The organism is Rhodobacter sp. P2_H5 (assembly GCF_056403335.1).
Genome location: NZ_JBFUFS010000012.1, coordinates 75,890 through 89,244 on the forward strand (window position 1 = coordinate 75,890; position 13,355 = coordinate 89,244).

The 13,355-nt window shown below is 64.1% G+C and carries 10 protein-coding genes; 6 read left to right on the plus strand and 4 right to left on the minus strand.

The window, feature by feature from the left end; translation table 11 throughout:
• Positions 1-37: 37 nt before the first annotated feature.
• From AC1DVR_RS16230 to AC1DVR_RS16245, 4 genes are all read right to left on the minus strand, one after another.
• Complete coding sequence (locus AC1DVR_RS16230; protein ID WP_478001642.1) at positions 38-1,276, minus strand: iron-containing alcohol dehydrogenase; 1,239 nt, start codon at positions 1,274-1,276, stop codon at positions 38-40.
• On the minus strand, positions 1,273-2,766 hold the full coding sequence (locus AC1DVR_RS16235; RefSeq protein ID WP_478001643.1) for an NAD-dependent succinate-semialdehyde dehydrogenase: 1,494 nt from the start codon (positions 2,764-2,766) through the stop codon (positions 1,273-1,275). The genes AC1DVR_RS16230 and AC1DVR_RS16235 overlap by 4 nt, the downstream gene beginning before the upstream one ends.
• Before the next feature lie 467 nt (positions 2,767-3,233).
• Positions 3,234-4,073: a glycosyltransferase family 61 protein gene (locus tag AC1DVR_RS16240; protein ID WP_478001644.1), complete on the minus strand. Its 840-nt coding sequence runs from the start codon at positions 4,071-4,073 to the stop codon at positions 3,234-3,236.
• Between the two features lie 709 nt (positions 4,074-4,782).
• Positions 4,783-5,727 (minus strand): LysR family transcriptional regulator, encoded by a 945-nt coding sequence (locus AC1DVR_RS16245; RefSeq protein ID WP_478001645.1) that lies wholly within the window; start codon positions 5,725-5,727, stop codon positions 4,783-4,785.
• 132 nt (positions 5,728-5,859) lie between these two features.
• Between AC1DVR_RS16245 and AC1DVR_RS16250 the strand changes: the two genes are divergently transcribed.
• From AC1DVR_RS16250 to AC1DVR_RS16275, 6 genes are read left to right on the plus strand one after another with little or no spacing between them, the layout of a single operon-like run.
• Positions 5,860-6,864, plus strand: coding sequence for a class 1 fructose-bisphosphatase (locus AC1DVR_RS16250; protein WP_478001691.1), 1,005 nt, complete (start codon positions 5,860-5,862; stop codon positions 6,862-6,864).
• Entirely contained in the window at positions 6,861-7,733 is an 873-nt protein-coding gene (locus AC1DVR_RS16255; RefSeq protein ID WP_478001646.1) for a phosphoribulokinase, read from the plus strand. The genes AC1DVR_RS16250 and AC1DVR_RS16255 overlap by 4 nt, the downstream gene beginning before the upstream one ends.
• A 24-nt stretch (positions 7,734-7,757) precedes the next feature.
• Positions 7,758-9,728: a transketolase gene (tkt, locus tag AC1DVR_RS16260; protein WP_478001647.1), complete on the plus strand. Its 1,971-nt coding sequence runs from the start codon at positions 7,758-7,760 to the stop codon at positions 9,726-9,728.
• Positions 9,729-9,742: 14 nt separating this feature from the next.
• On the plus strand, positions 9,743-10,744 hold the full coding sequence (gene gap / locus AC1DVR_RS16265; protein WP_478001648.1) for a type I glyceraldehyde-3-phosphate dehydrogenase: 1,002 nt from the start codon (positions 9,743-9,745) through the stop codon (positions 10,742-10,744).
• Positions 10,745-10,787: 43 nt separating this feature from the next.
• Positions 10,788-11,867: a class II fructose-bisphosphate aldolase gene (gene fba / locus AC1DVR_RS16270; RefSeq protein WP_478001649.1), complete on the plus strand. Its 1,080-nt coding sequence runs from the start codon at positions 10,788-10,790 to the stop codon at positions 11,865-11,867.
• 17 nt (positions 11,868-11,884) lie between these two features.
• Positions 11,885-13,351, plus strand: coding sequence for a form I ribulose bisphosphate carboxylase large subunit (locus AC1DVR_RS16275; protein WP_478001650.1), 1,467 nt, complete (start codon positions 11,885-11,887; stop codon positions 13,349-13,351).
• Positions 13,352-13,355 lie beyond the last annotated feature (4 nt).

Consider the following 13,355-nt stretch of genomic DNA (forward strand, 5'->3'; position numbering starts at 1 on the left):
CCCGCCACCCCCCTGCAGTCGACAGGGAGACGTCATTTCAGTCCCACCAGCCCCGATCCCCGGCATGGGCGCGTTGCAGCACCTGCGTCACGCTTTCGGGTGTCATCGGGGCGGGGTTGTTCAGGACGAGCCTTGTGGCCAGCACCGAAGAGGCCGCAATCTGCGCGAAATGCGCCGGCGTGATGCCGATGGCGGCAATATCGGCCGGCACGCCGGCGGCGGCCAGGATCGCGTCGATCCGTTCGATGGCGGCTTTGGCGGCTTGCGTATCAGGGGTGTCGGCCCCGGCCACGCCGAGAATCCGCCCCATTGCGGCGAATTCGGCCGTGGCATGCGGCAGGTTGAAGCGCATGACATAGGGCAGAAGCGCCCCCACGCCGATGCCATGCGGTGTATGGCCGATTGCCGCCATCGGGCTTTGGATCGCGTGGGCGGCGGCGGTGCCGGTGGTGTTGATTGCCATCCCGGCGCAATAGGCGGCAAACATCACGTCCGAGCGCGCTGCGAGGTCCGAAGGGTTGCGCAACACCTGCGCCAAGGCGCCGTTCATCAGGCGCAGACCCTCGGCGCAGAAGACATCGGTGATGCGGTTCTTGCCGACGTAGATCTGGCTCGCGATCTGGTCGGGCGAGGGGTTTTTGGGCCGTGCCGTGAAGGCCTCGACCAGATGCGACAGGGCGTCCGCTGCCGTGGCCGCCGTCAGGCCGGGTGGGCAGGTCAGGGTCAGTTCGGGGTCGATGATCGCGGCGAAGGGTTCGATATTGGCATCGGCAATCGCCATCTTCATCTGCTTTTCGTCGTCAAAGACGATGGCAAGACTGGTGACCTCGGCCCCGGTGCCGCCGGTCGTGGGCACGGTCAGGATAGGCAGGGCGGGTTTCGGCACCTTGAACTCGCCGAAAAAGTCGCGCACGTCGCCGCCATTGGCCAGGACCGCCGCGACCGCCTTGGCAAGGTCAAGGCACGACCCGCCGCCGATGCCGATCACCGCCTCGATGCCCTTGCCGGCAAAAAGCCCCACCGCCTCGACGATGTTCGACCGGGGCAGGTCGGGCAGGGCGCGGTCATAGAGCGAGACCTTGACCCCGGAAGCCTCGACATCGGCCTGCATCGCCTTGAACTCCGGCGTCGTTGCCATGCGTTCGTCGGTGACGATCAGCGCATGTTTGGCGACACCCGCCGCGATCCGGCCCAGCTGCCGCCTCTGGCCCGGGCCGAACAGCACGCTGCGCGGCTGGCGCACAAGGCCAAGACCCAGGCGGTTTTCCATGCTCATACCAAGGCCTCCCTTGCCTCATCTACCGTGATCGCCATGTATTTCTTCTCCAGAAATTCATAGATCCCGTCCTGACCCGCCTCGCGCCCCAGACCCGAGGCCTTGGTGCCACCGAAGGGGGCCGCCGGATCGGCCATGATGCCGCGGTTGATGCCCACCATGCCAAACTCCAGTCGCTCGCCAAAGGCCATGGCCCGTTTCAGATCGCGGGTGAAGACATAAGAGGCCAGACCAAACCGCGTGTCATTGGCAAAGTCCAGTGCCTGTGCCGCGTTCTCCACGGCAAAGACCGCGGCCACCGGGGCGAAAAGCTCGCGGTTGCAGATCGCCGCATTGGGCGCATCGAAGCGGATCACGGTAGGTTCAAAGAAATAACCCGGACGCTGCAGGGCGCGGCCGCCGGTCAGCACCTGACCGCCGGCCTGTTTCAGGTCGTTGATCGTGTCATAAAGCCGGTCGCGCTGCTTGGCCGAGATCATCGGGCCGACGTCCACCGCCTCCATCCCGTTGCCGACGGTCAGCTGAGCGACCTTTTCGACGAATTTCGCGGTGAACTCGCCCTCGACCTTGCGGTCGACGATGATCCGGTTGGCGGCCACGCAGGCCTGACCTGCGTTGCGGAACTTGCAGATGATCGCCTGATCGACGGCAAGATCGACATCGGCATCATCCAGCACGATGAAGGGCCCGTCGCCGCCCAGCTCCATCGAGCTGTTGATGATGTTTTCGGCTGCGAGCTTCAGAAGGATGCTGCCGACCCCGGTGGAACCGGTGAAGCTGACCTTGCGCAGACGCGGATCGGCCATCAGCCGGTCCGACAGGGCGGAGGAGGTCGTGGTGTGCAGAAGGTTCACCACCCCGGCGGGGAAGCCCGCATCCTGCAGCACCTGAACAAAGGCGGCGCAGGTCAAGGGCGTCTCCTGCGCGGTCTTGCAGACCACGGTGCAGCCGGCGGCCAGCGCCGCCCCGGCCTTGCGCACGATCATCAGGAGGGGGAAGTTCCAGGGTGTGATCAGGAAGCTGGGGCCGACGGGCGCATGGCCGACGACGACACGGAAGCCGCCGTTCGAGCTGGAGGCATAGGTGCCGTGCACATGGGCGACCTGCTCGGCGAACCATTGGAAGAAATCGGCGGACAGCTTGAACTCGGCCCGCGACTCGGTCAGCGGCTTGCCGCTTTCCAGTGTCATGGTCCGCACGATCAGCTCTTCGCGCTGCAGCATTAAGGCATGGGCCGCGTGCATCAGGTTCGCCCGCGCGCGCGGGGCCATGGCACGCCAGGCGCCCTGCGCCGCCACCGCCGCGTCCAGCGCCCGGGTGGCGTCATCGGCATTGGCGTTCGAGACCGCGGCAATGACCGTGCCGTCCGCCGGATTGGTCACCTCGAAGCTGGCGGCGGTGGCCTGCCACTGGCCGCCGATGAAAAGGCCGGTCCGGATGGCCGGTGGCGGGTCTGCCTTGACCGATGCGACTTTTGCGGCGTCCGACATGCTGTTCCTCCCTTTTGGCGTAGAGGGGGAGAATCTCCCCGCGCCGGATTACTGTATTACGGTGTTATACTAATACCATCATTTTGAATCGCGCAAGCTGGAACTTCTTGCGTTGTGCAAGGCACAAGAGGCATTCGCATCTTCAGGGAGGGAAGGACCGCGGTGGTTTCCCCACCGCGGCATGGTCGGCTTCAACGCCATGAGGGGCCGCATCGGTCGGGCCCGTGTCGGGGCGAAGTGGGGGCGCTCTCCTTCGGGCTAACGCCGACCTGTCCCAATCCCCGACACGAGCTTGCGTGCCGCAAGCTGACACATTCGTTCCTGCGCTTTGACTGCGGCGTTTTTTGCCGCTGATCCTTTGCCATTCAGGCTGTCAGCCAATGCTATGCTGGGCCTTCGCGGCATTTTTGCCTGCCTGGCGGGCAAATGACGCCAAGGGGAGGCTCTGAAATGCCGAAACCAACCCGTCAGTCAAGGCCCTGCAAAATCAACTCTAGCTGACCGCAGTCCAATTTTAGTTGCATTCCATAGGGATAGGCACCGTGGGCACTATTTGGCACGACCATGGAGTAGCGATGCCTGAGCAGTCGGCAAAGTCCTATGATGCCTGAATTGATATAGTTGGGTGAGAAACATTCAACCACGCGTGACCGGGGCTCCATGAAAAACACATGGAGAAATCCGGCACCATGCGTCCCGCCGATGACAGAAGCACAGGAGGCGGCTGCAATCTGGCCGGTTACAGGCAGATTTGCCATATCCAGAATTTTGAATCCATAACGTTCCAGAAGGGGATAGACTTCGTCCTTGTTGACGAGTTCGCGGCCTCGGTTCACTGTGTTCGTGTCATCGCGATCGATCCACAGACGGTCTCCAATGCCCGTCGCAGAAACTTTGGCCGCGGTAATCAATTTTGCCCTTAGGTCAAGGAATAGATCCGGATATTTCAGGATGTCATCGGCGCATATGGCTGTAGAGAACCACCCGCGTCGGAACATGGTAGGTCGTTCCGGCGCATGCATGATGCGTTCGCGCGGAATGCCAAGCATTTCCATACATTCCATCACGAACGCGCCCCGCACAACGTATTGGCCTGAGAAGCCCGCCCGCTCCATGATCAAAATCCTGATCGCCTCTTCCGTGATCCAGTGGAAGAAATTACCCGAAAAGAGATTTGAAATGATGCAAACTTCGGCGTCTGAATAAGTGTAGTCAAAAGGTTGCCGATAGGCATCGGCAAATCCCATAAAGTTTCTGTCCCGTTCGTAATTAAGATGCCAAGTATTAAGAATGGCCTCGGCCGGCATTATGTTTCCGACAAACTGGGACCGCAGCTCATTGATGTACAGGACGTTATCGACGTGCACGGCGCAGACTGGCAATCCTCCGTCAGGTCTCGCGATAGATACGACTCTTTCGGGTGACGCCGCAATGGACAGCTCGATCAGTGATCTGCACACCAAATCTTCGATCTTAACCGAAATCATTTAGGTTGCCTCGCTAAAGCAGCCCGAACCAGATGTTCGCAGGGCGCAAAATTTCCCATGGTTCCCTCTCAAAAGCAAGTAGGTCGCTATCGAAGGAAGTATGGGCTGCTGAACTTGCGCGCACTTGCGCTATCGTTGGCGTAGCGGGTGCCTTGCCCAGGCGCCCTGATTGCGGAGGGATAGAGAGTCTCGCTCTGCAGGGCGACGATCGGACCACTTGCCTTAATGCGACACTCCATGCCAAATATTGGCGGGCGCGGATGAAGCGGCCAATGCGGGGCACTGGGTCGGGACCTTTGCCGGGCGGCGCAGAACTGGCAGCACCCGGGCCGCGCTTGCAATTTTCACCCGTAGCAGGTCGAATGCACCCGACCCCGGTAAAGGACTGCTGCGCAGCATGGCACGGACGGATGAGCGGTTCCGCAAGGCATTCAACGCCTTGCTTGGTATCTGTGAGGCGATGCCCTGCGGCCGCGTGAAACGCGACAGGAAGGCCAACCGCGCCCGACTGGCGCAGTCAGGTGCCCGGTCAGGTGCCGGGCTTTGTGGTCTGACGGGGCAGGAAGGTGCCGTTCAAGGCCAGGATTTGCTTGGCCAATGCGGCGGCTGCGGCGGACAGCGGGGTCTCGGCGAGATGGACCAGATACCATTGCCGGATCACCGGAAGACCGCGCCCGCGCAGGGTGCGCAACCGGCCGCTGTGCAGCTCTTCATCCACGGTGTGCAGGGACAGCATCGCGATGCCAAGACCGGCGATGACGGCCTGTTTGATGGTCTCGTTCGAGTCCATCTCGATCATCCGGACCTCGCGCCCCTCCGAGAAGCCATCGAGATAGCGCTGCATCAGGGTGCGGGTGCCGGACCCGACCTCGCGCGCGATGAAGGTCTCGCCCAGAAGCAGATCGGGATCGACGTCGCTGGAGCCGACCAGAGGGTGATCGGGCGGCACCACGATGCCATGCGGATGTGGGCCCAGAGGCTCTGCCACCACCTCGGGCGGCCTTGGCGGGCGCCCCATGATGGCCAGACCAAGCGAGCCCCGCACCAACTCGGCGATGATCTTCTCGCGGTTGCCGACCACCAGCGCGATTTCAATATCCGGGCAATGCTGGTTGAGCAGGCGCACGAGGCCGGGGGCGAAATACTTGGCGGTCGAGACGACGCCCAACGTCACCTGGCCCGTCTTGCCCCGCTGCAGCGCCGTCAGTTGCGCCGCCAGATCGGCGATGATCGCCTCGATACGCGCCGCCGCCCCGATCACCAGCTTGCCCTGCGAGGTCGGCACCAGCCCGCTGTGGCTGGGGCTGCGCGTCAGCATCTCGACGCCAAGGGCGGTCTCCAGGTTCTTGATCTGGCTGTGAATTGCCGGCGTCGTCAGGCCAAGCGCGCCGCCAGTCGCGGTCAGCGATCCGGTCTTTCCGACCGAGCTCAGCACGCGAAATTGCTTCAAGGTCAGGGCATCCAGGCGCAGCATTCAAAATTCCTGAATATGGCTTCCAGTTTATTACATTTCATTTAAGCCCGACTTCGGCAAGCATCTTCCCATGGATCGCAGATGGGAGGAGACATCGTGCAGGTCGCAGACCAAGTCATTTCACGGCAGGACATGCCGCCCGACATGGACCCCGAGACCGGGGCCGCGCTGGACGATGTGATTGCCCGCCTGGCCCGGGTTGTGGTGGGCATCGCCGGGCGGATCGCCCGGGGCGGCATCGACGAAGAGCTTGCCGGAGCCGGGGCCACCAATGCCGATGGCGACCGGCAAAGGACGCTGGACGTGATCGCCGATCAGGCCTTTCAGGCGGCGCTGGGCGGGTCCTCCGTCCGGTTCTATGCCTCCGAAGAGCAGGAAACCGTGGGCGAGGTGAACCCGAACGGGACGCTGGCCCTGGCGATGGACCCTTTGGACGGGTCGTCGAATATCGATGTGAATGTCTCGATCGGCACGATCTTCGGCATCTATCCGGCGCAGACGACCGGCGAGGCCAGCTTTCTGCGGCCGGGCAGTGATCTTCTGGCGGCGGGCTATGCGATCTACGGGCCGCAGTGCTGCCTGATGGTGAGCTGTGGCGCGGGGGTGCGGAAATATGTGCTGGACCCGGCCGCGGGGCGGTTCCATCTGGTGGACGCCCAGGTCCGCATTCCGGCGGAGTCGCATGAGTTCTCGATCAATGCCTCGAACTACCGGCACTGGCCGACGCCGATCCGGGCCTTTGTCGATGATTGCCTCGCCGGGGCCGAAGGGCCGCGCGGCAAGGATTTCAACATGCGCTGGGTCGCCTCGCTGGTGGCCGAAGCGCATAGGATCCTGACGCGGGGCGGGGTTTTCCTTTATCCGCGCGATGATCGGGCGGGGTATCAGCAAGGCCGGCTGCGGCTGGTCTACGAATGCGCGCCCATGGCTTTTCTGATCACCCAGGCCGGCGGTCTGGCCACCGATGCCGTCGCTCCGATCCTGGCGGCAGTCCCGGAGCATCTGCACGCGCGGACCCCCTTCGTCTTCGGCACCGCCGCAAAGGTGGCCCGCGTCACCGCCTACCATGACCTTGCCCCGCAAGAGGTCTCGGCCCTCTTCGGCAAGCGCGGCCTGTTCCGGGAGGGCGCGCAATGAGCCGCAAGCATCCGATCATCTCGGTCATCGGCTCCTCCGGCGCCGGCACCTCGACCGTCAAGCACACCTTCGACCAGATCTTCCGCCGCGAGGGCATCAAGGCGGTGTCGATCGAGGGCGACGCCTTCCACCGCTACAACCGCGCCGCGATGAAGGCGGAACTTGCGGCGCGGCTGGCGGCGGGTGACCCGACCTTCTCGCATTTCTCCTATGAAGCCAACGAGTTGGGAGAGCTGCAGCGGGTCTTTCAGGAATATGGCGACACCGGCAAGGGCCGCTCGCGCACCTATGTCCACGATGCCGACGAGGCCGAACGCTATGGCGTGCCGCCGGGCGAGTTCACCGCCTGGGCGCCGTTCGAGGACAAGACCGACCTTCTGTTCTACGAGGGCCTGCATGGTGCCGTGGTCAATGCCGAGGTGAACCTCGCGCAGCTGGCCGACCTCAAGATCGGCGTGGTGCCGGTGATCAACCTTGAATGGATCCAGAAGATCCACCGCGACCGGGCGCAGCGCGGCTACTCGACCGAGGCGGTGACCGATGTCATCCTGCGTCGGATGCATGCCTATGTGCATTGCATCACCCCGCAATTCACCGAGACCGACATCAACTTTCAGCGCGTGCCGGTGGTCGACACCTCGAACCCCTTCATCGCGCGCTGGATCCCGACCGCCGATGAAAGCCTGGTGGTGATCCGCTTCCGCAACCCGCGCGGCTTTGATTTCCCCTACCTGATCTCGATGATCAACGGCTCCTGGATGAGCCGGGCCAATTCGATCGTGATCCCCGGCAACAAGCTGGATCTGGCGATGCAGTTGATCCTCACCCCCCTGATCGAGCGGCTGGTGCGCGACGCCCGCCGCGCCTGACCGAACCACCCGAAAGGACAAGTCATGAATGCCCATAGTCAGGTCACTGACGAAAAACTGATGGCCAACGCGCTGCGCGTCCTGGCGATGGATGCGGTGCAAAAGGCCAATTCCGGCCATCCTGGCATGCCGATGGGCATGGCCGATGTGGCGACGGTTCTGTTCAACCGCTTTCTGACGCTGGACCCCAAGGCGCCCGACTGGCCCGACCGCGACCGCTTTGTTCTGTCGGCGGGGCATGGCTCGATGCTGCTTTATGCGATCCATCACCTCCTCGGCTATGACGACATGGGGATGGACCAGCTCAAGGCCTTCCGCCAGTTGGGCAGCCGCACCGCCGGGCACCCGGAATATGGCCATGCCAAGGGGATCGAAGTGACGACCGGCCCCCTGGGTCAAGGCATCGCCACCGCCGTCGGCATGGCCCTGGCCGAGCGGATGGCGGCGGCACGGTTCCCCGACCTCACCGATCACTACACCTATGTCATCGCGGGCGACGGCTGCCTGATGGAGGGCATCAGCCACGAGGCGATTGATCTGGCCGGACACCTGGGCCTGGGCCGGCTGATCGTGCTGTGGGATGACAACCGCATCACCATCGACGGCGCGACCGACCTTTCAACCTCGACCGATCAACGGGCGCGCTTTGCCGCTTCGGGCTGGCACACCCTAGCGGTGGATGGCCACGACACCACGGCGATTGCCGCGGCCATCGCCGCAGCCAAGGCCGATCCTAGGCCCAGCCTGATCGCTTGCCGCACCGTCATCGGCTTTGGCGCGCCTAACAAGCAGGGCGGCCATGACGTGCATGGCGCGCCCTTGGGCGAGGCCGAGATCGCCGCCGCCCGCCTGTTCCTCGGCTGGAACCATCCGCCCTTCGATATCCCCGAGGGCGTGCGCGCCGCCTGGGGGCAGGTTGCCGACCGGGGGGCCGAAGCCCGGGCGGCATGGCGGGCGCGGTTGGACGCCTCCCCCAACCGCGCCGCCTTTCTGACCCATCTGGCGCGGGATGCCGCACCCCTGGGCCCGGCGATGGCCGCCCACAAGGCGCAGCTTCTGGCCGAGCGACCGAAGATCGCCACCCGCAAGGCCAGCGAACTGGCGCTGGGGATGGTCAATGCGGCGCTGCCCTTCTCGGTCGGGGGCTCGGCCGATTTGACGGGGTCGAACCTGACCCGCTCCAAGGGGCAGGCGGCGGTGCGGCGCGACGATTACGCGGGCAGCTACCTGCATTACGGCATCCGCGAACATGGCATGGCGGCGGCGATGAACGGCATCGCGCTGCACGGAATGTTCCGGCCCTATGGCGGCACCTTCATGGCCTTTGCCGACTACTGCCGTCCGGCGATCCGGCTTTCGGCGCTGATGGCGGTGCCGGTCACCTATGTGATGACGCATGACAGCATCGGTCTGGGCGAAGACGGCCCGACCCACCAGCCGGTGGAACATCTGGCCAGCCTGCGCGCCGTCCCAAACCTGAACGTGATCCGCCCCTGCGACGCAGTGGAGACCGCCGAGGCCTGGGAAATGGCGCTGGCATCGACCACTACCCCGACGCTTCTGGTGCTGAGCCGGCAGAACTTGCCCGTGCTGCGGCAGGATGCGGACGAGAGCCTGACGGCAAGGGGCGCCTATGTCCTGCGAGCGGTCGCGGATCGCCATGTCACCCTGATCGCCACCGGCTCGGAGGTGGAAATCGCCATGGCCGCCGCGGGAAGCCTTGCCGCCGAGGGCATCCGGGCCGCCGTCGTCTCCGCCCCCTGTTTCGAGGCCTTCGCGGCGCAGCCCGAAAGTTACCGAACGAATGTTCTGGGCACCGTCCCGCGCATCGGGATCGAGGCGGCGCTGCGGATGGGCTGGGATCTGATGCTGCGCCCGGAGGATGGCTTTGTCGGGATGACCGGCTTTGGCGCCTCGGCCCCGGCGCCGCAGCTCTACCAGCATTTCGGCATCACGGCAGAGGCCGTCGTCGCCGCGGCCAAACAGAGACTCTGAAGGAACTGACTGAAATGACAGTGAAAGTTGCAATCAACGGCTTTGGCCGCATTGGCAGGAACGTCCTGCGCGCCATCATCGAGACCGGACGGACCGATCTGCAAGTCGTGGCCATCAACGACCTTGGCCCGGTCGAGACCAACGCGCACCTGCTGCGGTTCGACAGTGTCCATGGCCGGTTTCCGGGCATTGTCACCACCGGCCCGGACTGGATCGACGCGGGTCAGGGGCCGATCCGGGTGACCGCCCACCGTGACCCCAAGGAGCTGCCCTGGGGCGATGTCGATGTGGCGCTGGAATGCACCGGCATCTTCACCGCGCGCGACAAGGCTTCGGCCCATCTGGCCAACGGTTCCAAACGCGTGCTGGTTTCGGCCCCCTCGGACAAGGCGGACAAGACCATCGTCTATGGCGTGAACCACGACACGCTGACCTCTACCGACCGGGTGGTGTCGAATGCCTCTTGCACGACGAACTGCCTGTCGCCGGTGGCGCAGGTGCTGAATGATGCCATCGGCATCGCCAAGGGCTTCATGACCACGATCCACAGCTATACCGGCGATCAGCCGACGCTGGACACGATGCACAGCGACCTCTACCGCGCCCGCGCGGCAGCGCTCAGCATGATCCCGACCTCGACCGGGGCGGCCAAGGCGGTGGGGCTGGTGCTGCCGGCGCTGGCAGGAAGGCTGGACGGTGTGGCGATCCGGGTGCCGACGCCGAATGTCTCGGTCGTCGATCTGGTGTTCGAGGCGGCGCGTGACACCTCCGTCGAAGAGATCAACGCCGCGATCCGCAGCGCGGCCGATGGCCGGCTGAAGGGCATCCTCGGCTATACCGATCAGCCGAATGTCAGTTCGGATTTCAACCACGACAGCCATTCCAGCATGTTCCACCTGGACCAGACCAAGGTCATGCAGGGCCGGATGTGCCGGATTCTCAGCTGGTACGACAACGAATGGGGCTTTTCCAACCGGATGGCCGACACCGCCGTGGCGCTGGGGCGTCTGTCGTGACGCGCAACCCCCCGCCCGGCCCAAACTCAAAGGAGGAAAGACAATGGCGCTGATCACCCTGCGACAGCTTTTGGACCACGCCGCCGAATATGGCTATGGCGTGCCGGCCTTCAACATCAACAACATGGAACAGGGGCTGGCGATCCTGCGCGCCGCGGCCAAGGCCGATGCGCCGGTGATCCTGCAGGCCTCAAGGGGCGCGCGGTCCTACGCCGGCGATGTGATGCTGACCGCCATCGTGCGGGCCCTGGCCGAGATGCACCCGACCATTCCGATCTGCCTGCATCAGGACCACGGCAACAACGAGGCGACCTGCCTGTCGGCGATGCGGCACGGCTTCACCTCGGTGATGATGGACGGCTCGCTGCTGGCCGACATGAAGACGGTGGCGAGCTATGACTACAACACCGACATCACCCGCCGCGTCAGCGATGCCGCCCACTGGATCGGTGCCTCTGTCGAGGGGGAGCTGGGCGTGCTGGGCAGTCTGGAAACCGGCGAGGCCGAGGCCGAGGATGGTTCGGGCGCCGAGGGCAAGCTGGACCAGCACCAGCTGTTGACCGATCCCGACCAGGCGGTGGATTTCGTGGCCCGCACCGGGGTCGATGCCCTGGCCATTGCAATGGGCACCAGCCACGGCGCCTACAAGTTCACCCGCAAGCCCGATGGCGATATTCTGGCGATGGGGGTGATCGAGGCGATCCACCAGCGGCTGCCCGATACGCATCTGGTGATGCATGGCTCCTCCTCGGTGCCGCAGGCTTTGCAGGATCTGATCAACCGCTTTGGCGGCAGCATGACCCAGACCTATGGCGTCCCGGTGGAAGAGATCGAACGCGGCATCCGGCACGGGGTGCGCAAGGTCAATATCGACACCGATTGCCGGATGGCGCTGACCGGGCAGTTCCGCAAGGTCGCCGCCGAGAACCCGGCGGAGTTCGATCCGCGCAAGTTCATGATCCCCGCCATGGCCGAGATGGAGGCCCTGGTGCGCGACCGGCTGGAACGCTTCGGCACGGCGGGGAATGCCAGCAAGATCAAGGTCATATCCATGGACGATATGGCGCGGCGCTATGCAAGCGGGTCCTTGGCTCCGGCGGTCGCGACCGCCCGGGCCGCGTGAAATCAGGGAGAGAGATGATGGCTGACGGCAACAAGATCCAGATCACCGACAAGAAGGAACGCTACAAGGCCGGCGTGCTGAAATATGCCCAGATGGGCTATTGGGACGGCGATTACGAACCGAAGGATACCGATATCCTCGCCCTGTTCCGCATCACCCCGCAAGAGGGCGTCGATCCGATCGAGGCGGCAGCGGCGGTGGCCGGCGAAAGCTCCACCGCGACCTGGACCGTGGTCTGGACCGACCGGCTGACCGCCTGCGACCAGTACCGCGGCAAGGCCTACCGGGTCGATCCGGTGCCGGGCACACCGGGGCAGTATTTCGTCTATATCGCCTATGACCTGATCCTGTTCGAACCCGGCTCCATCGCCAACCTGACCGCTTCGATCATCGGCAACGTCTTCAGCTTCAAGCCGCTGAAGGCCGCCCGGCTGGAGGACATGCGGTTTCCGGTGGCCTATGTCAAAACCTTTAAGGGCCCCTCCACCGGCATCATCGTCGAACGCGAAAGGCTCGACAAGTTCGGCAAGCCGCTTCTGGGCGCCACCACCAAGCCCAAGCTGGGCCTCTCGGGCAAGAACTATGGCCGCGTGGTCTATGAGGGGCTCAAAGGCGGGCTCGACTTCATGAAGGACGACGAGAACATCAATTCTCAGGCCTTCATGCATTACCGTGACAGGTTCCTGTATTGCATGGAGGCGGTGAACAAGGCGAGTGCCGAGACCGGCGAGGTCAAGGGCCACTACCTCAACATCACCGCCGGCACGATGGAGGAGATGTACCGCCGGGCGGAGTTCGCCAAGCAGCTCGGCTCGGTCATCGTGATGGTCGATCTGATCGTCGGCTGGACCGCGATCCAGTCGATCAGCGAATGGTGCCGGGCCAACGACATGATCCTGCACATGCACCGCGCAGGGCACGGCACCTATACGCGGCAGAAGAACCACGGCATCTCTTTCCGGGTCATCGCAAAATGGCTCAGGCTCGCCGGGGTGGACCATCTGCATGCGGGCACGGCGGTGGGCAAGCTCGAAGGCGACCCGATGACTGTGCAGGGCTATTACAACGTGCTGCGCGAGCAATATAATGCGCAGGACCTGCCGCGCGGCATCTTCTTCGATCAGGACTGGGGCGACATGCTGAAGGTCATGCCGGTCGCCTCGGGCGGCATCCACGCCGGGCAGATGCACCAGCTTCTGGATCTGTTTGGCGACGATGTGGTCTTGCAGTTCGGCGGCGGCACCATCGGCCATCCGATGGGCATTCAGGCCGGGGCGCAAGCCAACCGCGTGGCGCTTGAGGCCATGGTCTTTGCCCGCAACGAAGGCCGCAACATCGCGGTCGAGGGGCCGGAGATCCTGCGCGCCGCGGCCAAATGGTGCAAGCCGCTGGAGGCGGCGCTCGATGTCTGGGGCTCGATCACCTTCAATTACACCTCAACCGACACATCGGATTTCACCCCGATGCCTGCCGTCAGTTATTAGGAGG